The 22,456-nt window shown below is 63.6% G+C and carries 20 protein-coding genes and 1 other RNA gene; 12 read left to right on the forward strand and 9 right to left on the reverse strand.

Annotated features, from left to right (window positions below):
- Window positions 1-18: 18 nt before the first annotated feature.
- The 8 genes from P3T23_RS08640 to trxA all read right to left on the reverse strand — a co-directional run bounded on the left by P3T23_RS08640 (window position 19) and on the right by trxA (window position 8,787).
- On the reverse strand, window positions 19-1,398 hold the full coding sequence (locus P3T23_RS08640) for an MATE family efflux transporter (RefSeq protein WP_429315748.1): 1,380 nt from the start codon (window positions 1,396-1,398) through the stop codon (window positions 19-21).
- A 2-nt stretch (window positions 1,399-1,400) separates the two neighbouring features.
- On the reverse strand, window positions 1,401-3,155 hold the full coding sequence (locus P3T23_RS08645) for an ArnT family glycosyltransferase (RefSeq protein ID WP_429315749.1): 1,755 nt from the start codon (window positions 3,153-3,155) through the stop codon (window positions 1,401-1,403).
- Between the two features lie 318 nt (window positions 3,156-3,473).
- The gene (locus P3T23_RS08650; protein WP_133663386.1) at window positions 3,474-3,737 is read right to left on the reverse strand and encodes a type B 50S ribosomal protein L31; all 264 of its coding nucleotides are present in this window, start codon (window positions 3,735-3,737) and stop codon (window positions 3,474-3,476) included.
- A gap of 139 nt (window positions 3,738-3,876) precedes the next feature.
- On the reverse strand, window positions 3,877-4,728 hold the full coding sequence (locus tag P3T23_RS08655) for a M90 family metallopeptidase (protein WP_429315750.1): 852 nt from the start codon (window positions 4,726-4,728) through the stop codon (window positions 3,877-3,879).
- Window positions 4,729-4,731: 3 nt separating this feature from the next.
- The gene (locus P3T23_RS08660) at window positions 4,732-6,288 is read right to left on the reverse strand and encodes an MFS transporter (protein WP_429315751.1); all 1,557 of its coding nucleotides are present in this window, start codon (window positions 6,286-6,288) and stop codon (window positions 4,732-4,734) included.
- A complete protein-coding gene (locus P3T23_RS08665; RefSeq protein ID WP_429315752.1) occupies window positions 6,285-6,812 on the reverse strand; it encodes a MerR family transcriptional regulator in 528 nt (175 codons plus the stop codon). The genes P3T23_RS08660 and P3T23_RS08665 overlap by 4 nt, the downstream gene beginning before the upstream one ends.
- 162 nt (window positions 6,813-6,974) lie before the next feature.
- A complete protein-coding gene (gene rho, locus P3T23_RS08670) occupies window positions 6,975-8,237 on the reverse strand; it encodes a transcription termination factor Rho (RefSeq protein ID WP_133663382.1) in 1,263 nt (420 codons plus the stop codon).
- A gap of 223 nt (window positions 8,238-8,460) precedes the next feature.
- Window positions 8,461-8,787: a thioredoxin TrxA gene (trxA, locus tag P3T23_RS08675; protein WP_074264820.1), complete on the reverse strand. Its 327-nt coding sequence runs from the start codon at window positions 8,785-8,787 to the stop codon at window positions 8,461-8,463.
- A gap of 408 nt (window positions 8,788-9,195) precedes the next feature.
- On the opposite strand from trxA, the gene ffs reads away from it, so the two are divergent.
- From ffs to P3T23_RS08715, 8 genes are all read left to right on the forward strand, one after another.
- Window positions 9,196-9,294: signal recognition particle sRNA small type (ffs, locus tag P3T23_RS08680), an RNA gene on the forward strand.
- A gap of 220 nt (window positions 9,295-9,514) precedes the next feature.
- A complete protein-coding gene (locus tag P3T23_RS08685; protein WP_429315753.1) occupies window positions 9,515-12,151 on the forward strand; it encodes a DNA polymerase III subunit gamma/tau in 2,637 nt (878 codons plus the stop codon).
- An 81-nt stretch (window positions 12,152-12,232) separates the two neighbouring features.
- Window positions 12,233-12,559, forward strand: a complete 327-nt coding sequence (locus P3T23_RS08690) for a YbaB/EbfC family nucleoid-associated protein (RefSeq protein WP_006048866.1) — start codon at window positions 12,233-12,235, stop codon at window positions 12,557-12,559.
- Between the two features lie 45 nt (window positions 12,560-12,604).
- A complete protein-coding gene (recR, locus tag P3T23_RS08695; protein ID WP_429315754.1) occupies window positions 12,605-13,201 on the forward strand; it encodes a recombination mediator RecR in 597 nt (198 codons plus the stop codon).
- 93 nt (window positions 13,202-13,294) lie between these two features.
- Entirely contained in the window at window positions 13,295-14,509 is a 1,215-nt protein-coding gene (locus P3T23_RS08700; RefSeq protein WP_429315755.1) for a CaiB/BaiF CoA transferase family protein, read from the forward strand.
- Between the two features lie 150 nt (window positions 14,510-14,659).
- The gene (locus P3T23_RS08705; protein ID WP_429315756.1) at window positions 14,660-15,697 is read left to right on the forward strand and encodes an ABC transporter substrate-binding protein; all 1,038 of its coding nucleotides are present in this window, start codon (window positions 14,660-14,662) and stop codon (window positions 15,695-15,697) included.
- Window positions 15,698-15,785: 88 nt separating this feature from the next.
- On the forward strand, window positions 15,786-16,598 hold the full coding sequence (locus P3T23_RS08710) for an ABC transporter ATP-binding protein (RefSeq protein WP_429315757.1): 813 nt from the start codon (window positions 15,786-15,788) through the stop codon (window positions 16,596-16,598).
- Between the two features lie 41 nt (window positions 16,599-16,639).
- Window positions 16,640-17,464: an ABC transporter permease gene (locus tag P3T23_RS08715; protein WP_429315758.1), complete on the forward strand. Its 825-nt coding sequence runs from the start codon at window positions 16,640-16,642 to the stop codon at window positions 17,462-17,464.
- A 137-nt stretch (window positions 17,465-17,601) separates the two neighbouring features.
- Here P3T23_RS08715 and P3T23_RS08720 read toward each other — a convergent pair whose 3' ends face one another.
- The gene (locus tag P3T23_RS08720; protein ID WP_429315759.1) at window positions 17,602-18,576 is read right to left on the reverse strand and encodes an NADPH:quinone oxidoreductase family protein; all 975 of its coding nucleotides are present in this window, start codon (window positions 18,574-18,576) and stop codon (window positions 17,602-17,604) included.
- Between the two features lie 153 nt (window positions 18,577-18,729).
- Here P3T23_RS08720 and surE point away from each other — a divergent pair, with 153 nt between their 5' ends.
- The 4 genes from surE to rpoS are packed head-to-tail and all read left to right on the forward strand — an operon-like array spanning window position 18,730 to window position 22,452.
- On the forward strand, window positions 18,730-19,488 hold the full coding sequence (gene surE, locus P3T23_RS08725) for a 5'/3'-nucleotidase SurE (RefSeq protein ID WP_429315760.1): 759 nt from the start codon (window positions 18,730-18,732) through the stop codon (window positions 19,486-19,488).
- Window positions 19,485-20,396, forward strand: coding sequence for a protein-L-isoaspartate(D-aspartate) O-methyltransferase (locus P3T23_RS08730; RefSeq protein ID WP_429315761.1), 912 nt, complete (start codon window positions 19,485-19,487; stop codon window positions 20,394-20,396). Before surE ends, P3T23_RS08730 begins: the two co-directional genes overlap by 4 nt.
- Before the next feature lie 5 nt (window positions 20,397-20,401).
- Window positions 20,402-21,349, forward strand: coding sequence for a peptidoglycan DD-metalloendopeptidase family protein (locus tag P3T23_RS08735; protein ID WP_429315762.1), 948 nt, complete (start codon window positions 20,402-20,404; stop codon window positions 21,347-21,349).
- Window positions 21,350-21,360: 11 nt separating this feature from the next.
- Complete coding sequence (rpoS, locus tag P3T23_RS08740; RefSeq protein ID WP_429315763.1) at window positions 21,361-22,452, forward strand: RNA polymerase sigma factor RpoS; 1,092 nt, start codon at window positions 21,361-21,363, stop codon at window positions 22,450-22,452.
- Window positions 22,453-22,456 lie beyond the last annotated feature (4 nt).

Consider the following 22,456-nt stretch of genomic DNA (forward strand, 5'->3'; position numbering starts at 1 on the left):
CGTCGTGTGACGCGTGGACTATGCGGCTGTATCGACGTGCGGCGTGGCGTTCATGCGCAGAAATCGTACGCTGACGTTGCGCCAGTAAAGGGCGAGCCCGATGCCCGCGATCGCGAGGCTGGCTGCGTTGGCGCACCAGAATCCGCGGGCGCCGGTGAGCCATGCGGGCGTCCCGCCGAGGACGTCGAAACCCAGCAGATAGCCGCCGCCGAGACCGACGCCCCACAACGCGACGGCATAGATGACAGTGGGCACCACCGCGACGCGGTACGCACGCAGCACGAATGCTGTCGTGATCTGCAACGCATCGAAGAGGTGATAGACGATCACGATCAGCACGAGCGGCATGGCCGCTGCCGCAACCTGCGCGTTCGATGTATAGCCCGCGACGATGAACGGCCGAAGTGCCAACACGATCGCGCCGTACAGGCAGGCGATTGCGCACGCCATCAGGATGCCGTGCCGGGCGAGGCTGCGCGCGGCCGGATAGCGCTCTCCGCCGACAGCCTGCGCGACGAGCGTCGATGATGCGATACCGATCGACAGCGGCGTCATGTATAGCACCGCGCCGAGATTGCCGGCAATCTGGTGACCGGCAAGCGTTGTCGTACCGAAGCGTGCGATGAAGAGCGCCATGAACGTGTACGACGTGACTTCGATCAGGTAAGAGAGCCCCATCGGTACGCCCAGCTTCAGCAGGGCCACCTGGCGATGCCTAACGGGCCAGCAGAAGCGCGAAAAAGTCCCGAACGGGCGGAACACGCTAACGCGCACCATCAACACCATGCCGACGACAGCGAGTGTCCAGTTGATTGCGGTGCTGGCCAGCGCACAACCCGGACCGCCGAGCGCCGGCACACCCGCACCGCCGAAGATCAGCCACAAGTTGAGCGGAAACTTGAGCAGCAGCGCGCCGATCTGCAGGATCATCACGAGACGCGGTTGACCGACTGCATTGGTCAGCGAACTGTAGACGCGAAACGCGAGACTCGCGGGCAGTCCGAACGAGAGGATCTGCAGATAGGCGACAGTGCGTTCGCGCAGTGCTTCGGGCGCGTGCGCGATGCGCAGCAGCGGACCGGGAAAGTACAGGATCAGGAAGCCGATCACCATCAGCGCGAGCGTAAGCCACAACGCCTGGCGAACTTCTTCGCCGATCTCGCTGTAGCGCCGCGCGCCGTAGAGTTGTGCCGTGATGGGTTGCAGCGCCGTGAGGATGCCGGTCAGGCCGATATACACGGAGATGTAGATCGACGAGCCGAGGCCGAGTGCGGCGAGATCGATGGCCGAATAACGGCCGACCATCGCGGTGTCGACGACGCCGAACGAGATGATCGCAAGCTGACCGATCAGCACGGGCCACGCGAGCGCGGCTATTTTCCGCACGTCGGCAAGCATGATCAGCCTGGTTTCGGGTGCCAGTTGCGGCGTTTGACCGGCGCTTTCGGCCTGTCGATGCGCACGTACAGACGGAAGCGCTCGTCGCGGTCGGCAACCCGGCGGCCTTCCCACACCAGCTTCCAGACGAAGTCCGACATCGCACTCGGTTCGCCGTAGTCCTGCGTATCCTGGCGAAGGATCACGTCGCAGTCGTCGGTGAACGAGAAATGCATGTCGCCGAAATAGGCGAAGGTCGCGATCTGCGCATCGCCCAGACGCACGGGCGAGATGCAGGTGTAGTCGTCGGGCAGGTGGCTCGCGATCTGCTCGGCGACATCCTTGTAGGTCCGGCTGTAGTTCACGACCGGCAGCCACAGCGTCATCAGCAGTACCCACATCAGGGTCGTGCCGGCGCTCGACAGCACCACGCTACGCCACAGCACTTTGGGATGGCGCGCGATGCGCCACCGAACCAGTGCGATCCAGCACACCGTGACCGCGACCGCGCATACGAACGACAGGATCTTGAACTGCGGATTGAAGCCAGGTGCAAGACGCGCGAGATTGCGCGCGAGCTGATGCGGAAAACCGGTGAGGCTGGCGAGCCAGACGAGCCAGACGAAGCTGCCGAGGATCGTGAAGCTCAACACGGCGAACCAGTCGAACGCATTGATCGCTCCGCGTTTCAGCGTGGGCAAGGCGAATGCAGCAAGCACGGCCAACGCTGGCAGGAGCAGCATATACAGACGATTCGTCGAATGGCTTTGCAACACGACGAGAACGAGCAGCGGCGCAATGATCGACGAAGGAATCGCGATATGTGGCGCGCGTCGCAGGCCGGCCCAGCTGAACCATGCCCAGATTGCCAGCGGCCACGCAGGCCACGTGAAGAGCGGCAGGTTTTTCAGTGCGTAGCGGAGCACGGAGCCGGGCGGCCCGGAGAACGCGCTGACGCTGCCGCGCAGCCACTGATTGAGGAACCACACGGCGTCGTCCGGGAACGCGGCCAGCGCGGCGAGCGGCCACGCCACCGAAAGCACCAGCGCGACCGGCAGGCCGGCGAGCAGCAGCCAGCGCGTGCGGGCCTCGCGCACGACGATCGTCATCGCCAGTGTGCCGACAAGCAACGCGATCACCAGCACCGGGCTGCTCGTCAACGTGATGAGTCCAAGCGCGACGCCCCATAACAGCGAGCCTTGCAGCGGCTTGTCGATCATCCGCACGAGGCTGTAGACGAGCATCGCGATGCAGAAGAATTGCGCCAGCTGCGGCGTGGTTTCGTGCCCGCGCTCGGCGAGGCCGAAGCAGCCCAGCAGGATCAGCAGGGCGCCGTCGGCGAGCGTGCGGCCATAGTCGCGTGGTTCAGGTTCACCGCCGAACGCGTATTTGAACGGCTGCACTTCGGCGCGTCGGCCAAGCAGATAGGCGGCGTACCAGACGAACGCGCACGCCGCGCAAAACAGCAGACCGGTGAAGACGCGCGACGCATTGCTCGCATCGACCCACGGCGCAAGCGCGCGGATTGCGATCGCGCCGAGCCAGTAGCTGAGCGGCGCGTCGCCCGTGATGTATTTGCCGACGAGGTTGGGCAGCAGCCAGTCATGCCAGGTGCCGTTGGCCATTGTCCACATCACGCCGAAACCCGCTGCATCCTCGTTCTTCCATGGATCGCGGCCGAACAGGCCGAACGACGCATAGATGATGCAGATGGCAAGTAGCAGCGAGCGCGGTAGCGCGCTGGTCGCTGAGGCAGTCAGGCGGACGACAGATCTCATGCAGATGTGCAGTATCGGATAAGCGGTTCGGCTAGCGACGGACGACGTGTCCGGCGGGCGCGGCCGGCCCGGATCCGGCATTGTAGACGGGCTGCGCTGCACGCGTCACGAGGGGTAACAAGCGGCAAGGTCAGAAGGGCAACATTAGCGCTGCGGCGCTTCCGACCACGCGGTCGCGCGTCATTCACCACATGCCCGGGACGCTTCTTGTGACCGCTTCCTTTGACGGATTCAGGCGATAAAAAAGGGCAGCTTTCGCTGCCCTTCGTGCGTCGGTCCGGCTCAGGTTGAAACACGAGGCCGGTAACGAGGCGGATATTACTTGACTGCCTTGCCCGTTGCGCGCGCACCGAACTTCTTGTTGAACTTCTCGACGCGACCGGCCGTGTCCATGATCTTTTGCTGGCCAGTGTAGAACGGATGCGATTCCGACGACACTTCGATCTTGGCGAGCGGGTAGGTCTTGCCGTTGTACTCGGCGGTTTCACGCGTCTGAATGGTCGAGCGCGTCACAAACTTGAAGTCGATCGACATATCGACGAACAGGACTTCGCGGTAATCCGGATGGATGCCTTGTTTCATGGTCTTTCCTTTAATCTGGCGGTAGCCAACCCGCGTGCCGCCGCGAGGTGACGCGAACGGACTTTCGGCGCGAGCCACTTGCCTAAGGTCGAAAAACGGCGATTATGCCAGAAAATCAGTCGGTTGACGAATTTCCTGACTATTTTGGCATTCCCGGACCGTCCTGTGTGTCAAGCGCGCCCACGCGCGCCGGATCCTGACGGTAATAACGGGCCAGAAGCCGGTATAGCTCGGGATATTCGGCCTCGAACGCGCGCGGCTGCACGAACAGCGCCTCGCTGCAGACGGCAAAAAATTCCGATGGATGATCCGCCGCGTAGGGATCGATCAGCGATTCGCGCTCGAAGCGCGTCCAGCGGCGCTGCGGCACCGCGTCGACCTTCGCGCAGAAGTGGTCGTAGGCGTGGTCGAACACGGCGGCCCAGGCGGGCGCGTCGAGCGGGGCGTGCAGGCGGCGAAAGAGCGGCGGATGGCCGTCTGCTTCGCCCGTCAGCATGTCGATCTTGTGTGCGAACTCGTGGATCACGACGTTGTACGCTTCCGTGCCGTCTGTCATCTGGGCGTCTTCCCATGACAGCACGACCGGGCCGCCTTCCCATGCTTCGCCGCTCGCGTCCTGCTCGATCTCATGGACGACGCCGTCCTCATCCTCGACAGTTTTGCGGATCACGAATTCGCCCGGATACACGATCACGCCGACCCAACCCTTGTACAGATCAAGGCCCAGGTTCAGCACCGGCAGGCACGCCTGCACGGCAATGCCGACCGTCATGGCGTCGGTCAACTCGAGATCGTGTGCAGTCGAAAACTCCTTTTGCGCAATAAAGAGGCTGGCTAGTTCGCGCAGTCGGGCGAGGTTGCCTGCGTCGAGGTAGGCGAGAAACGGCAGGCCGTCCAGCGTGGACTGCCACAGCGCGTCCGGGATCGCGTGACTGCGCAACGCGCGATCGCGGCGGCGGGCATCGAGCCAGTGTGTCAGTTTCGATAGCATCGGTCAGTCGATCTGTTTTTGCCACGCGGCGAAGATTCCGCCGCACACGGCGACGCCGATCAGAAAATAGAACCCGTCCAGCGACGCCAGGAAGCTCGCCTGCTGCGCGACCATCCGGCTCACCTGAACGATGGCAAGCGCGTGCGCTTCGCTCATCGAGTGGCCGGCGGCGGCAAAGCCGTTCGAAAGCGTTGCGATCGTGCTCTGAAAAACCGGATTGTACGGATTCGCGTATTCGGCGAGCCGGGTCTGATGCAACGCCTGCCGATGCTGCTCGACAATGATGACAGATGCAGTCGCGAACGAGATCGTCAGTTGCCGGACGATGTTCTTCAGCCGGTAGCCGTGCGTAAACTCCTCGATAGCGAAGATTTTAAACGTCAGATTGGCGACCGGCAGCACGATGAAGAGCAGCAGCAGTCCCCGCAGCAGGAGCGGGCCGATCAACGCGCGCTGATCCACGCCCGGCGACATGCGTGTCATCCAGGCCGCGGCGAGCGCGGCTACCGCGAAGCCCGGCACGATGATCCATTTTTTGCGTGGCAGCAGCTTCGCGTAACGCAGATAAACGAAGAGGGCGCTCGACGAGATCAGCGACGTAATGCCGACGAGCCGCCCGGCGTTTTCCACCGGGTAGCCGAGCCCCTGTTCGAGAAGGCGCGACACGAGATAGCTGAAACCCGTCGACTCATAGTAGTAGAACATATACAGCACGAGGCCGACCTGGAAGGTCTTCTCGCGCAGCGCATGGAGACGGACGAGCGGCGACGGATGGTGCCACTGCTGGTACGCGAACCAGGCAAGCGCGGCGATGCCCGCCACCGCGAGGATGATGAGGCCGGGCGACGCGCTGAACAGCTGGAAACGCACCTGCTGCATCACGATCTGCAGCGCGCCCTGTGCGAAGGCGAAGATCATGTAGGGCCAGAAATGCGATGCGCCCCGTTCTTCCGGCAGCACGTCGCCCGAATCCGGCAGTGCGAACAACGCGAGACCGGCGAAGATCGCCCCTGCCGGGGCGGTGCAGGCGAACAGCGCGCGCCAGGTGAAATGGGCAACCAGCTGGCCGCCGACGAGCGGCGCCAGCGCGCTGCCCGCCACGATCAGGATGAGGAACGCGCGAATGGCGCCGGCACGCTGTTGCGGCGTGAAACTGCTCTGGATCAGGATGCGGCACGTACCCATCATCGGGCCGATGAAGTAGCCCTGAAAGCCGCGCGCGAACAGCAGTTCGAACGATGTATCGCATAGCGCGGCCGCGACTGCGCCGGCGGAATAGAGCAGCATGCAGCCCGCGACGTAGCGCCGGTAGCCAAAGCGCTCGACCCACCACTGTTGCTGCAGGATACCGAGCACGGCGGCCACCGCATACGCGCTTGAAGACCACACGAGTTCGTCCGGCGACGCGTTGACGCCGCCCGCGATATAGCTTGCGAAGAACGAGAAGACCGCGTTGTCGAAATAATCGAGACCGGTGACGAGCGCAAGCGCCCACGGGAAGAAATCGCCGCGCAGCCTGGTGGCGCTGAATCGCGGCACGCGGGACGGCGCAGCGTTCATGCGGTCTCACCCCTTTTGCCGCTGGCAGGTGAGCGGCGTCCCGAAGGCTTTTTCTTCGACTGGGCGTCGCGCCGCTGCGCGAGCAGCGCGTCGGCGTTCTCCCCAGCGAGCCGCCGTTGCACGTAGTCGAGGTCGTCGCTGAGTTCGGCCTTCAGCGTCTGCGCTTCCTTCAGTTCGCGCCGCACGGCGTCGATGCGAGCGTTCAACGCCTCGACCTGCTGTGCCAGCGCGTCGCGGATTTCCAGCAGCGATTCCATTGAAAAGCGGTTGCGTCCACCTTCGACCGGTTCCAACGGACGCTTCAGCATCTCGGTGATGCCGTGCAGCGAGAATCCGAGCGAACGCAGGCGCAGGATTCGCGAGAATCGGTCGAGGTCGTTTTCGTCGTACAGCCGGTATCGGCCTTCACTGCGGGTCGGTGTGACGAGGCCCCGCTCTTCGTAATACTTCAGCGTGCGAGGCGTGACGCGCAGACGTTCCGCTGCCTCGCTGACGGTGAGGAGGGTGGGTGATTCGCTGGACATGGCAGTCGCAAAACCGTGACGGGCTGCGCGCATTATAGTTCAACGTGAACGTTTACGTGCAGGTTTGACTATGCGAACGGTACAGGCGAAAAAAAACCGTCCGCAAAAGCGGACGGTTTTTGTGCAACCTGCCGGTGAGTCGATGGCGCTGAGCTGAGCCTGTTAGCCGCCGCGACGCATCATGTCGAAGAACTCAGAGTTACTCTTGGTCTGGCGGATCTTGTCGAGCAGGAATTCCATCGCTTCGACTTCGTCCATGTCGTGGATGAACTTGCGCAGCACCCAGATCTTTTGCAGGATCTCGGGCTTGATCAGCAGTTCTTCGCGACGCGTGCCGGACTTGTTCAGATTGATCGACGGATAGACGCGCTTTTCAGCGAGGCGTCGTTCCAGGTGCACTTCCATGTTGCCGGTGCCCTTGAATTCTTCGTAGATCACGTCGTCCATGCGGCTGCCGGTTTCGATCAGCGCCGTGCCGATGATGGTCAGCGAACCGCCTTCCTCGATGTTCCGTGCCGCGCCGAAGAAGCGCTTCGGACGTTGCAGCGCGTTCGCGTCGACACCGCCTGTCAGCACCTTGCCCGACGCCGGCACAACCGTGTTGTAGGCGCGCGCGAGACGCGTGATCGAATCGAGCAGAATCACGACGTCGTTCTTCATTTCGACGAGGCGCTTGGCCTTCTCGATCACCATTTCGGCAACCTGCACGTGACGCGCAGCCGGTTCGTCGAAGGTCGAGGCAATCACTTCGCCCGCCACCGAACGCTGCATTTCAGTCACTTCTTCCGGGCGTTCGTCGATCAGCAGCACGAACAGCACGACATCCGGATGGTTCTGTTTGATGGCGTGCGCGATATGCTGCAGCATGACCGTCTTGCCGGACTTCGGCGAGGCGACCAGCAGGCCGCGCTGGCCCTTGCCGATCGGCGCGATCATGTCGATGATGCGGCCGGTGACGTTTTCTTCACCGCGCATCTCACGCTCGAGCAGCAACACCTTGTTCGGGTGCAGCGGCGTGAGGTTCTCGAACATGATCTTGTGCTTCGAGGCTTCTGGCGGCTGCCCATTGACCTTGTCGACCTTGACCAGCGCGAAATAGCGCTCGCCGTCCTTCGGTGTGCGGACTTCGCCTTCGATCGTGTCGCCGGTATGCAGGTTGAAGCGGCGGATCTGCGACGGGCTGATGTAGATGTCATCCGTGCTCGCGAGGTACGACGTTTCCGGCGAACGCAGGAAGCCGAAACCGTCCGGCAGCACTTCGAGCGTGCCGTCGCCGAAGATTGTTTCGCCCGTCTTGGCGCGCTTTTTAAGAATGGCGAACATTAACTCCTGCTTGCGCAGGCGGTTAGCACTTTCGATCTCGAGGCCATTGGCCATCTCGATCAATTCGGACACGTGCAGAGTCTTAAGCTCGGATAAATGCATACGGAGAACCCGCCGGGGAGGAGAAGGTGCGACGAAATGAAATCTGGGAGGAGAGTGAGCGGAACCGCTCAAGGACTTACACGTCTTTTCGACGTTTTGTGGATTCTAGCATAGCACATGCCGATTTCCGCCAGTGCAGCGGAAATGCCTGATCTTGTCGTGCGTGTTGTCGACTGACAACACGCACCGCGCAGACGCGCTATGCGCGCGTCATGCGATCAGCTTAGAGATTGCCGTCGAGGAACGCGGTGAGTTGCGACTTCGACAGTGCGCCGACCTTTTGCGCGGCGACCGCGCCATTCTTGAAGAGGATCAGTGTCGGGATGCCGCGCACGCCGAACTTGACCGGCGTCGACTGATGCTCGTCGACATTGATCTTGGCGATCTGCAGACGGTCGCCGTAATCCTTCGCGACTTCATCGAGGATCGGCGCAATCATTTTGCAGGGACCGCACCATTCAGCCCAGAAATCGAGCAGGACGGGTTTGTCGGATTTCACGACGTCCTGTTCGAACGATGCGTCGCTGATGTGCTTGATTTGTTCGCTCATTGTATGAATACCTCTTTCGGATCGAGGCCCGCCTTGATTGCTCGCCACGATACACCAGAACTGAAAAAAACTTCCGTTCGCCTCGCCGCATAAACTGCCCGGTTCGGTCACCCATCGATATGCTGCCGGGTGCGCCGCGTGCCGTGGCATTGCGGGTCATTCGTACGTCAGTTTAGCCTAAATCGCTATGCGTTGCCCGTGGTGATAGTAGTCATGCCGGCAGTAGGGCCACGTGCTACCGACGCGATGCTTCGGGACCTATCTGGTGGTTGCGGCGCCAAACACAAGTGCCTCCAGATGTGAGCGCGCCGTGAAACCGACCGCGAATACATGTCAGGCATGGACTTTGATCGACCTCGTCGCCATTAAGAGTCGCATTGGCAGCCTCGCGGTGATAGAATGCTTCGTGACGGGCCTCCTCGCATGGAGGGATGGTCAACCTGGTCAGGTCGGGAACGAAGCAGCCACAGCCGTTTTCCACCAGTGCCGAGGGTCGGGCTCGTCACCTTCCTCTTTCTGCCGTTCCGTTTCTGTTGTTCTTCCGCAGTTGTTCCCCTGGCGTTCCCTTGGCTTTCCCCCGATTCCTCCTCGCGGTTTCCCGGTCGTTCAGTGTAAGTTCCTCCTGTTTGCGCTATCGCTTCATTAGCGAAATTCAATGAAGCGGCGAGGCGTTGCCGCGTCTGGTCGATTCGTCTTTGCGCCCCATTGTTGCTGATACAATTTCCGGATGACCTATCAAGTTCTCGCACGCAAGTGGCGGCCGAAGGATTTCGCGTCGCTCGTCGGACAGGAGCACGTGGTGCGCGCGCTCACGCACGCGCTCGACGGCGGGCGTCTGCACCATGCCTATCTGTTTACCGGAACCCGCGGCGTCGGCAAGACGACGCTCTCGCGCATCTTCGCCAAGGCGCTGAACTGCGAAACCGGCGTGACCGCGACCCCATGCGGCGTCTGCCGTGCGTGCCGGGAGATCGACGAGGGACGCTTTGTCGACTACGTCGAAATGGACGCGGCCAGCAACCGTGGCGTCGACGAAATGGCCGCGCTGCTGGAGCGCGCGGTGTACGCGCCCGTCGATGCGCGCTTCAAGGTCTATATGATCGACGAAGTGCACATGCTGACGAACCACGCGTTCAACGCCATGTTGAAGACGCTTGAGGAACCGCCGGCGCACGTCAAATTCATCCTCGCCACGACCGACCCGCAGAAAATTCCCGTCACCGTGCTGTCGCGCTGCCTGCAGTTCAATCTGAAGCAGATGCCGGCAGGACACATCGTGTCGCATCTCGAGCGGATTCTCGGCGAAGAGAAGATTCCCTTCGAGGCTCAGGCGCTGCGCCTGCTCGCGCGTTCGGCCGACGGCTCGATGCGCGACGCGCTCTCGCTGACCGATCAGGCGATTGCCTATTCGGCCAATCAGGTGACTGAGGAAGCCGTGCGCGGCATGCTCGGGGCGCTAGACCAGAGCTACCTGATCCGCCTGCTCGACGCGCTGGCGGCGGGCGACGGTGCGGGCGTGCTGGCTGTTGCCGACGAGATGGCGTTGCGCAGCCTGTCGTTCTCGACCGCGCTGCAGGATCTGGCGAGCCTGCTGCATCGTGTTGGCTGGGCGCAGTTCGCGCCGTCGTCGGTGCTGGAAGAGTGGTCGGAAGCGGCCGACCTGCGACGCTTCGCCGACATGCTGAGTCCCGAGCAGGTTCAGCTGTTCTACCAGATCGCAACGATAGGCCGGAGTGAACTGGGTCTCGCTCCGGATGAATACGCCGGCTTTACGATGACGCTGCTGCGGATGCTGGCTTTCGAGCCGGCGCCGAATGGCGGCGGCGGTGGCGGCGGAGGCGGGACAGTGCCGGCGGCGCGATCTGGAACAGCCGGTAGTGCTGAGGGCACACGCACCGCGGCGCCGACGGTGGCAGCCCGGCAGGGCGCGGCGGCGAGCCTGTCGCGCATGGCCGAGCCTGTGGCTACGGCTGCGCCAGCGCGTGCGGCCGAGCCAGCGCGCCCAGCTGCGACGACCCAGGCGGGTAACGTGACTCAGACGTCATCGGCGCAAGCGACCTCCGCCTCACCTGTGCCGCACGCCGCCGAGCACGGGCAGGCCGGGTCAAGAGAAGTGGGTGCTGGCGCCGCAGCATCCGACGCTTCGACCGCGACCGCCATCGAAGGTGACACGCAAACCGACATTTCGGGGAGCAAGGCTCCCGCCGGGGCGGGTACTTCCCCTGGTGGCGCGCCAGCCGTAGCGGAAGTCAACGCAGTAGCAGAGACGGCACAAGGCGCCGATGTGGCAACCTCCTCGCCCGTGCGGCCAGCTCAGGAAGATGCAACGCTACCTGCAGCGCGGGACGATAGCCGCCAGGTTCCTTCGTTCGCACACGCATCAAATGGACCCTCTGCCTCGACGCAGGCAGTTGCGCCGGCGGCACAGGAAGACGCAGGCGTTGCCGCACGACAGATGCCGCCTCCCGCAGCCGCCGACGCCGCACCCCGTCGGGCAGGCGGAGCGAGTGCCGCGCTTGACGTGCTGCGCAGCGCGGGCCTGAAAGTCTCCTCTGACCGCGGTCGCAGCGCGGCGCCGGCAGCCCCAGCAGCGCCAGCGCCGAAACCCGCCGCGCCGCGCGTAAATGTCCCGATCCCGACAGCTGGCGCGCCTCTTGACAGGCAGGGCGCAGCATCCGCGCCGGCCCGGCCGCAGCGCGACAGCGCACCCAACGCGGCACAGGGCGCTTCGTCCGTGCCGCCGTGGGAAGACATTCCCCCGGACGACTACATGCCCGCGTCAGCGGACGATGCATATTTCGGCCCCCCCGACGACGGCTACGTGCCGGTCTTCGACAGCGGTCCCGACGATGTCCGCCTGACGCCCGCCGCGACGACGAAGGCGCCGGTGGTCGACACGACGCCTTTGCCGCCCGCGATTCCGCTCGATGCAATCGGTTTCGACGGCGACTGGCCCGCACTCGCGGTCGGCCTGGCGCTGAAGGGCATCTCGTACCAGCTGGCGTTCAACAGCGAACTGATGTCGCTCGATGGCGGCACGCTCCGGCTGAATGTGCCGGTTCCGCAATACGCGGATCCCGCCCAGGTTGCCAAACTGAAAACGGCGCTGGCCGAGCGGCTCGGCAAACCCATCGACGTCCAGGTTGAAGTCGGCCCCGCGCGCCGCACCGCCGCCGCGCTCGATTCCATCGCCCGTGCGCAGCGCCAGCAGGACGCCGAACGGGAAATCCGTCAGGATCCGTTCGTGCAGTCGCTGATCCGCGACTTCGGTGCGAGCATCGTTCCCGATTCGATCAGGCCGATCGCACCGGAAGGCGGCCGGGGGCAGCAGGCGGCGCGGCCGCTGCCCACTGACCGGGCGTGAACGCCCTGGCAAACCCAACGGACTTGAGGCGCGTCATACCGCCATATCCCTGAATTTCACACGATCAAGAAGGAGCACGCCATGATGAAAGGTCAACTCGCCGGGCTGATGAAGCAGGCCCAGCAGATGCAGGAAAACATGAAGAAGATGCAGGAGCAACTCGCTCAGATCGAAGTCGAGGGGCAGTCGGGCGCGGGCCTCGTCAAAGTGACGATGACGTGCAAGAACGACGTGCGCCGCGTCTCGATCGACCCGAGCCTGCTCGCCGACGACAAGGACATGCTGGAAGACCTCGTTGCCGCGGCGTTCAACGACGCCGTGCGCAAGGCCGAAGCGACCGCGCAGGAAAAGATGGGCGGCATGACCTCCGGCCTGCCGCTGCCGCCGGGCTTCAAGCTCCCGTTCTGAGCGGGCGGACATCCGTTTCACCTTTTTCGACGACGCCGATTTCGCATGAAACAACCTTCCGCCCTGTCGGCGCTCGTCGAAGCGCTGCGCGCGCTGCCCGGAGTCGGGCCCAAGTCCGCGCAACGCATGGCGTACCACCTGATGCAGCACGACCGCGACGGCGCCGAACGTCTCGGTCGCTCGCTGCTGTTTGCCACCGAAAACCTGCAACATTGCGAGAAGTGCAACACGTTCACCGAGGCGCAGGTCTGCGAAGTCTGCCTCGACGAGGAACGTGATCCGACCTTGCTATGTGTCGTCGAAACACCCGCCGATCAGATCATGCTCGAGCAGACCATGACCTATCGTGGCCTGTACTTCGTGCTGATGGGCCGTCTGAGCCCGCTCGACGGCATCGGTCCGAAGGAGATTCATTTCGACCGGCTGGTGAAGCGCGCATCGGATGGCGTCGTCAAGGAAGTCGTGCTTGCGACCAACTTCACGAATGAAGGCGAAGCCACCGCCCATTACCTCGGGCAGACACTCAAGGCGCGCGGTCTTGCCGTGACGCGGCTTGCGCGCGGCGTGCCGGTCGGCGGTGAACTCGAATACGTCGACGCCGGCACGATCGCCCGCGCGATGCTCGACAGGCGTTCGCTATAGCGCAGCAGCCGGCATGGGTTGGGCGCGTGTTGGGCGCACTGCAGGCGCATCCGGTACCAGAGAAGACCACGCAAAGAGACACGAAGGAGACACATGAGCGCAACCACTGGCCAGTCCGGCCCGCTTGCGGGCGTCAAGGTGCTCGAACTCGGCACGCTGATCGCGGGTCCGTTCGCGGCGCGTTTTCTCGGTGAGTTCGGCGCGGAGGTCATCAAGATCGAAGACCCGAAGGGCGGCGATCCGCTGCGCAAGTGGCGCAAGCTCTACCCGGAAGTGGGCGGCACGTCTCTGTGGTGGGCGGTGCAGGCGCGCAACAAGAAGTCGGTGACGATCAACCTGAAAGCCGAAGAGGGCAAGGAGATCGTCCGGCGTCTTGCCAGGGAAGCGGATATCGTCGTCGAGAATTTCCGTCCAGGTCTTCTTGAGAAACTCGGTCTCGGCTATGACGTGCTGTCCGCCGACAATCCAGGTCTCGTGATGGTGCGGCTGTCGGGCTATGGCCAGACCGGACCGTATCGCGATCGTCCGGGGTTCGGCGCGATCGCCGAGTCGATGGGCGGCCTGCGCCATATCACGGGCTATCCGGATCTGCCGCCGCCGCGCATCGGCATTTCGATCGGCGATTCCATCGCGGCGCTGCACGGCGTGATCGGCGCGCTGATGGCGTTGCACCACAGGCAGGTGAATGGCGGCAAAGGGCAGGTCGTCGACGTCGCGCTGTACGAAGCCGTCTTCAACATGATGGAAAGCGTGGTGCCGGAATACGGCGTGTACGGGATGGTTCGCGAGCGCACCGGCGCTTCGCTGCCGGGGATCGTGCCGTCGAATACCTACCCGTGCCGCGACGGCAGCATCGTGATTGGGGGCAACAGCGATCCGATCTTCAAGCGGTTGATGCTCGCGATCGACCGCGCGGACCTCGCCAACGATCCCGATCTAGCGCACAACGATGGCCGCGTGCCGCGCACCCAGGAGATCGACGGCGCAATCGCCGCCTGGCTCGCCACGCGCACGATCGAGAAGGCGCTCGCCGTGCTGAACGCCGCCGACGTGCCGGTCGGACGCATCTTTAGCGTTGCTGATATGTTCACCGACCCGCAGTTTCTCGCACGGCAGATGATCCAGCGCTTCAAGTGGCAGGACGGCGTCGACATCACGCTGCCCGCCGTGACGCCGAAGCTGTCGGAGACGCCCGGCGAAACGCGCTGGCTTGGGCCGGAACTGGGTGAACATACCGATGAAGTCCTTCATTCGCTAGGTTATGATGCTGACCACATCGCGCGCCTGCATGCCGGGCAGATCGTCTGAGCAGCGTGCGCGGCGGCCTGATGTTTGCTGAAACCCGGGCCGCTCGACAGATCACAGCCGTACACAGCAAGCGCGGATCAAGGACCGTCCGCAAAACCCGGCACACGACCGGGTGAAAGCAAAGACAACTAAAAAACGGAGACATCGAAGATGCAACGCAGAACGTTCCTCACCGGCTCGGCCGCGCTCGCTGGCGCGGCATTGGCCGGTACGCCGCTCGCCTTCGCTCAGGGCAAACCCGAAACGCAGAAAGTCGCGATCGCGGTCGGCGGAAAGAACCTGTTCTATTACCTCCCGCTCACCATCGCGGAGCGGCGCAATTACTTCAGGGACGAAGGCCTGGAAGTCGAGATCTCCGACTTCGCGGGCGGCTCGCAGGCGTTGAAGGCGGCCGTCGGCGGCAGCGCGGACGTGGTCTCAGGCGCGTTCGAGCACACCTTGCTGTTGCAGGCCAAAAACCAGATGTTCCGTGAATTCGTTCTGCAGGGACGTGCGCCGCAGATCGTGCTCGCCGTCTCGAAGAAGACGATGCCGAATTTCAGATCGGTTGCCGACCTCAAGGGCAGGAAGATCGGCGTTACTGCTCCGGGTTCATCGACCTCGATCATGGCGAGCTTTGTGCTGGCAAAGGCCGGCCTGACGGCGAAAGACGTCGCGTTCATCGGCGTGGGCGCTGGTGCGGGCGCCATTTCGGCGATGCAGTCAGGACAGATCGACGCGCTCGCCAATCTCGATCCGGTCATGACGAAGCTGGAGCGCTCGGGCGACATCCGCATCGTGTCCGACACGCGCACGCTTGCCGATACGCGCACGGTGTTCGGCGGCAACATGCCGGCCGGTTGCCTGTACGCGTCGCAGAGCTTCATCACGAAGAATCCGAACACCACGCAGGCGCTGACCAACGCGATGGTGCGCGCGCTCAAGTGGCTGCAGACGGCGACCGGCAGCGAGCTCATCAACACGGTGCCGGAGTCGTACCTGCTCGGCGACCGCGCGCTCTATCTGGATGCGTGGGCGCACGTGAAGGAAGCGATGTCGCCGGACGGCCTGATGCCGGCCGACGGTCCGGCGACGTCGCTGCGTACGCTGCAGACGTTCGACGAAACGGTGAAGGGTGCGTCGATCGACCTGTCGAAGACCTGGACCAACGACTTCGTGAAGAAGGCGCTCGCCACTGTCAAGGCGTAAGCGATGGCGGCAACGGCGGTGCAGTTCAAAGCCTGCCCGCCGCTGAACGATTCTCACTGCATCAGAAACAGAAGAAGCGAGTCGAACGATGACCGTTGCCGCATTGGCGCTCGAAAACATCACCTGTACGTTTGCGTCGCGTGACGACCGCTCGCAGCGTTACACGGCAGTCAGGGACACGACGCTGCGCATTGCTCCGGGCGAATTCGTGTCGGTCGTCGGGCCGACGGGCTGCGGCAAGTCGACGTTGCTGAACATCGGGGCGGGATTGCTCGAACCGTCATCGGGCACGGTCAGCGTGTTCGGCGAACCGCTCGCGGGCATCAACCGCCGCGCCGGCTACATGTTTCAGGCCGATGCGCTGATGCCGTGGCGCTCCGCCATCGACAACGTGATGGCTGGCCTGTCCTTTCGCAATGTGCCGCGACATGAAGCGCGCGCGAAGGCGGATGAGTGGCTGAAGCGCGTGGGTCTCGGCGGCTTTGGCGACCGCTATCCGCATCAGTTGTCGGGCGGCATGCGCAAGCGCGTCGCGATGGCGCAGACACTCATTCTCGACCCCGACATCGTCCTGATGGACGAGCCGTTCTCGGCGCTCGATATCCAGACGCGTCAGCTGATGGAAAACGAACTGCTCGACCTGTGGGCCGCGAAGCGCAAGGCGGTGCTCTTCATCACTCACGATCTCGACGAGGCGACCGCGATGTCGGACCGCGTCGTCGTGCTGTCGGCGGGACCGGGCACGCGGCCGATCGGCGAGTTCGCGATCGATCTGCCGCGTCCGCGCGACGTCGCCGAAATTCGCGCGCATCCACGCTTCGTCGAACTTCACGCACAGATCTGGAGCGTGCTGCGCGATGAAGTGCTGAAGGGCTATCAGCAGCAACTAACGGCCGTCTAGGCGCGGCCGGCCAGCCATCTATCAAAAAGGTAAGGACAGACATGTGGAAGCGTGTGCGCCCGAATCGCGCCAACCTCGCGATCTGGCAGTGGCTGCTGCTGGTGTTGAGTTTTCTGCTCTGGTACGCGTTGACGAGCCCGACGCTGTTGCCGCCGTTCTATTTCGACGATCCGAACAAGGCGGCATTCTTCTTCGGCGAGCCGCAGAAAGTGCTGATGCGGATCTGGGACTGGTTCGTGACCGGTGAAATCTATATTCACCTGTGGGTCACACTGATCGAAACCGTGCTCGCGTTTGCGTTCGGCACGATCTTCGGTCTTGCAATCGGTCTGTGGCTTGCGCTGTCGCCGCTCGCGAGCGGGCTTTTCGATCCGTACATCAAGGCCGCCAATTCGATGCCGCGCGTGATCCTCGCGCCGATCTTCGGCGTGTGGTTCGGGCTCGGGATCTGGTCGAAGGTCGCGCTCGGCGTGACGCTGGTGTTCTTTATCGTCTTCTTCAACGTCTATCAGGGCGTGAAGGAGGTGAGCCCCGTCGTGCTGGCGAATGCGCGAATGCTCGGCGCCAACCGCAAGCAGCTATTGCGCCACGTCTATCTGCCGAGCGCGATGAGCTGGGTGTTTTCCAGTCTGCACACGTCGGTCGGGCTGGCGTTTGTCGGCGCGGTGGTCGGCGAATATCTGGGCTCGGCGCGCGGCATCGGCTATCTGATCCTGCAGGCCGAAGGCACTTTCGATATCAACACCGTGTTCGCCGGGATTCTGGTGCTGACGGCGTTTGCGCTGGTGCTCGACGGCGTGGTCGGTGTGATGGAACGGCGTCTGATGAAGTGGCAGCCGAAGAGCGGCGAAACCGAAAAGCTGTGAAGACCTGAGAGCGCGGCAAGGAAGGACAGGTGGAAAGACAGACGGCGCGCGATTGATCGCGCGTCGCGCTGGTTTTCTGGCTGGTAGAGGCGTAATACCGGCGACACGCGAACGCCGCCGGTTGTATCGGAAGCAGGTCAGGGCGTAATCACGATCTTGCCGACGACGCGCCGCTCCGCCATATCGCGCAACGCGCGTCCAGTGTCTTCCAGCGCGTAACGGGCGGAGATGTACGGCCGCAGCTTGCCTTCTTTCATCCAGCCGAGCATCTGCATGAAGCCCGCGGTATTGCGCTCGGGTTCACGTCGCGCGTAATCGCCCCAGAATACGCCGACTACGCTCGCGCCTTTTAGCAGCGTCAGGTTGAGCGGCAGTTTCGGAATTTCGCCATTCGCGAACCCGACGACCAGATAACGCCCGCGCCAGCCAATGCTGCGAAACGCGGGCTCCGTATAGATGCCGCCGACCGGGTCGTAGATCACGTCGGGACCTTTGCCGTCGGTGAGCGTCTTGATCTGCTCGCGCAGGTCGTCGCGGCTGTAGTTGATCGTCGCATCCGCACCGTGCTCGACGCAGGCGGCAAGCTTCTTGTCTGTCGACGCCGCGGCGATCACCCGTGCGCCGAGCGCCTTGCCGATCTCCACCGCAGCAAGGCCGACGCCGCCTGCCGCGCCGAGCACGAGCATCGTCTCGCCGGCCTGCAAGGCGGCGCGGTCGACGACGGCGTGATGCGACGTCCCGTACACCAGCGTGAATGCGGCGGCCACCGCAAAATCGGCGTCGTCGGGAAGCGCGATGCAGGCTGTGGCCGGCGCGACGGCCTGTTCGGCGAAAGCGCCCGATCCCGTGAACGCGACCACGCGTTGTCCTGGCCGAAACTGGGTGACGCCATCGCCGACCGCGCGCACCAGACCTGCGACTTCCGAGCCGGGCGTGAAGGGCAGAGGCGGCTTGACCTGATACCTGTTCTCGATGATCAGCACATCAGGGAAGTTGACGCTCGCCGCCTTCACGTCGATCACGACCTCGCCGGGCGCAGGCACGAGATCGGGAATGTCTTCGATGGTCAGGCTTTCCGGCGGCCCATACCGGTTGCAGCGGATTGCGCGCATCGTGTCTCCTCGTCGTTGCAGGGCAAAGACAAAGTGTAAGTCAAAGTCGAAGCTGGTTCGAACGAACGTGCGTTTATGGCATGTCCCGTATCGACGCTACGCATCGTCTGGCGCGTCGTTCGCGTGCCATCTTTCCTCGGTTACAATCGCCGCATGCGAATCCTACTCAGCAATGATGACGGTTATCTGGCGCCTGGCCTCGCCGCGCTCCATGACGCGTTGAAGCCGCTCGCCGATGTCACCGTGATGGCTCCCGAGCAGAACTGCAGTGGCGCCTCGAACTCCCTGACGCTGTCGCGCCCGCTCTCGGTGCTGCGCTCGTCAAACGGTTTCTATTATGTGAACGGCACGCCGACCGACTCCGTGCACATCGCGCTGACGGGCATGCTGGACCACACACCGGATCTCGTCGTGTCGGGTATCAACAACGGCCAGAACATGGGCGAAGACACGCTCTACTCGGGCACCGTTGCCGCTGCCACCGAAGGCATCATGTTCGGCGTGCCCGCGATCGCATTTTCGCTTGTCGACAAAGACTGGGCGCATCTCGGCGATGCGGTTCGCGTCGCCGCGGAGATCGTCGCGCACTACCTCGCTCATCCGCTGTCGGGCCATCCGTTGCTGAACGTCAACATTCCCAACCTGCCTTACGACCAGTTGCGCGACTGGCAGATCACGCGTCTTGGCAAACGCCATCCGTCGCAGCCGGTGATCCGCCAGACCAACCCGCGCGGCGAGCCGATCTACTGGATCGGCCCGTCGGGCAGCGCCCGCGATGCAAGTGAAGGCACCGACTTTCACGCCGTCGCGCACGGCCACGTCTCGATCACCCCGCTGCAACTCGACCTGACCCACACGCAGATGCTGCCCGCGGCGCGCGAATGGGTGCGCGCCGGGAGCAGCGCTTCATGACCAGCGAGCGCGCGAAGCGCTTTCCGCTCGGCCTCGCCGATCTGGTGCGCGAGCCGCGCCGGCCCGAAGGCCGGACCGGCGAGACTCGCACGAGCGGCGTTGCAGGCAGCGATGCGCGGCCCGGGACCGCACGCGCGCCGCTTACCGCGCGCGAACAGCCGGGCCACCGCACACCGGGCTCGCGTCAGTCAGCGAACGGCAAGCCGGTGAGCGCGAAGGCCGAACGCAGCGCAGCACCGAACGTCGCGTTGAACAGCGCCATGGCGCTGACCTCGGAACGGGTGCGCGAGCGGATGGTCGAACGGCTGCGGGCGAATGGCGTGACGGATCAGCGCGTGCTGAACGCGATGTCGGTGGTGCCGCGCCACATGTTCGTCGACCCCGGTCTCGCGACCCAGGCTTACGAAGATGCGGCGCTGCCGATCGGTCATCACCAGACGATCTCGAAGCCGTCGGTGGTCGCGCGGATGATCGAACTTGCCGCGGCAGGCCGCCCACTCACAAGCGTGCTCGAGATTGGCACCGGCTGCGGCTATCAGGCCGCCGTGCTGAGCCAGGTCGCGCGCGACGTGTATTCGATTGAACGCATCAAGCCGTTGTATGAGCGCGCCAAGACAAACTTGCGTCCGCTGCGCATTCCGAACATCCGTCTGCATTACGGCGACGGGCGAATCGGTTTGCCGGCCGCTGCGCCGTTCGACGCCATTGTGATTGCCGCGGCTGGCCTCGATGTGCCGCAGGCGCTGCTCGAGCAGCTCGCGATCGGCGCGCGGCTCGTCGCGCCAGTCGGATCGCAGGACGGGCAGGCGCAGGTGCTGACGCTCGTCGAGCGCACCGGGCCGGCGCAGTGGCGCGAATCGCGGCTTGATCGCGTTTTCTTTGTACCCTTAAAATCCGGAGTGATCTGAAACCGATGAGTATGTTGCGCGCGATGCAAAGAACCAGCCTGAATATCGACCTGACCGCACTGACCGTGGCCCGAAGCAGCGTATGCGTGGTCGCGCTTTCCCTGTTGACGGCCTGCGCGACGCGGTTCGATCAGGCGCCGGTCGTCGATCGTTCCGGCTCGGGCGCGATCGGCACGCAGGCGGCCCAGCCGTCCGTTCCGCTCGGGCCGCCGCCACCGGGTTACTACCGTGTGAAGCCGGGTGATACGCTGTACCGGATCGCGCTCGAAAACGGCCAGAACTATCGCGACATCGCCAGCTGGAACAACCTCACCAATCCCAACCAGATCGAAGTCGACCAGTTGCTGCGCGTCGCGCCTCCGGGGGCGAACGTCGCTGCGCTGACGCCTGGCGTCGCCACCTCGCCGGTTGGCGTCGGCGGCGGCGTGCAGAGTGCGCCGCTCGGCGCTCAGGCGCCGGCTACGACGGGCGCCGCCGCCGGCGTGATGCCCGCGCCACCGCTCTACAGTTCGGGTGCGAACGCACCAGCGGCAACAGCGCCCGCGCCGCAGCCGTCGGCGAGCGATACGACGGCGGGAGCCAACGGCAATGTCTCGTTCGCATGGCCGGTGCGCGGCCCGCTGCTCAATACGTTCGACGATTCGAAGAACAAAGGCGTGAATATCGGCGGGGCAGCCGGCGATCCGGTCAAGGCTTCGGCAGATGGTCGGGTGGTTTATGCTGGAAATGGGCTGCGCGGATACGGCAATCTCATTATCATCAAGCATGATGCGACTTATCTCACGGCGTACGCACATAACCGCGCTTTGATGGTAAAAGAGGGAGACGCGGTGACCAGAGGGCAGAAGATCGCCGAAATGGGCAACAGCGATTCGGACCGTGTGATGTTGCATTTCGAAGTTCGCCGGCAGGGTAAACCTGTCGACCCACTGAAGTACTTGCCGCCGCAATAAGCGATACGACCATGCCGAAATCGAAGCGCCGCCTGCCGCAAGCCGGAACTGAGTCGATCAGCCGTGCCACGCATGTTTCGGTGGAGGACGGTGGCGCCGTGAATGAAGACGACGGCATGGACGAGGTCGACAACCCGGCCGACCTGGATGAGCGCGCGGTCGCAGCCGATGAAGTCGCTGACGTGCGCGACGGCGCAAACGATTCCGCGCCTGACGCAGATGACTTCCGCGCGCTGCTGCAGGCGGAACTCACCGCCGACACCATCCAGCATTATCTGAATCGCATAAGCGTCAAGCCGCTTCTGACCGTCGAGGAAGAGCAGCGTTATTCGCGGCTCGCCAAAGCGGGTGAGTTCGAGGCCAGGCAGGTGATGATTGAACGCAATCTGCGGCTGGTCGTCAGTATTGCCAAGGGCTATCTGAATCGCGGCGTGCCGCTGCTCGATCTGATCGAGGAAGGCAATCTGGGTCTGATGCACGCGATCGAGAAATTCGATCCCACGCGCGGCTTCCGTTTTTCGACCTATGCGACCTGGTGGATCCGTCAGAGCATCGAGCGGGCGATCATGAACCAGGCGCGCACGGTGCGTCTGCCGGTGCACGTGATTCGCGAACTGAATCAGGTGCTGCGCGCAAAACGCCATCTCGAGAAAAATTCAATGAATGCAGGCCCGGCGGCCGACCGCCGTGACGCCAGCATTGACGACATCGCCTACCTGACCGGCAAGACCACCGACGAAGTCACCGACATCCTCGCGCTCAACGAGCACACGGCGTCGCTCGACGCGCCGCTCGATCTCGACCCCGCGAGCAGCCTGCTTGATCTGTTGTCGGATGACCAGAGCCAGTCGCCGGATGCCGAAGTGCAGCACCGCGAACTGGAAACGCTGACGCGGGCGTGGCTCGCACGGTTGTCGGACAAGCATCGCCATGTAATCGAACGCCGTTTCGGCCTGAATCACATCGAGCCGGCCACGCTGGAAGAACTCGCCGATGAAATGGGCCTGACCCGTGAACGCGTGCGTCAGATCCAGCAGGAAGCGCTCGTGCGCCTGAAGCGTTTCTTTGCCTCTAATGGTGTTCGCAAGGACGCCGTCTTATAACCTG

The organism is Paraburkholderia sp. GAS448 (genome assembly GCF_050435685.1).
Taxonomy (GTDB): domain Bacteria; phylum Pseudomonadota; class Gammaproteobacteria; order Burkholderiales; family Burkholderiaceae; genus Paraburkholderia.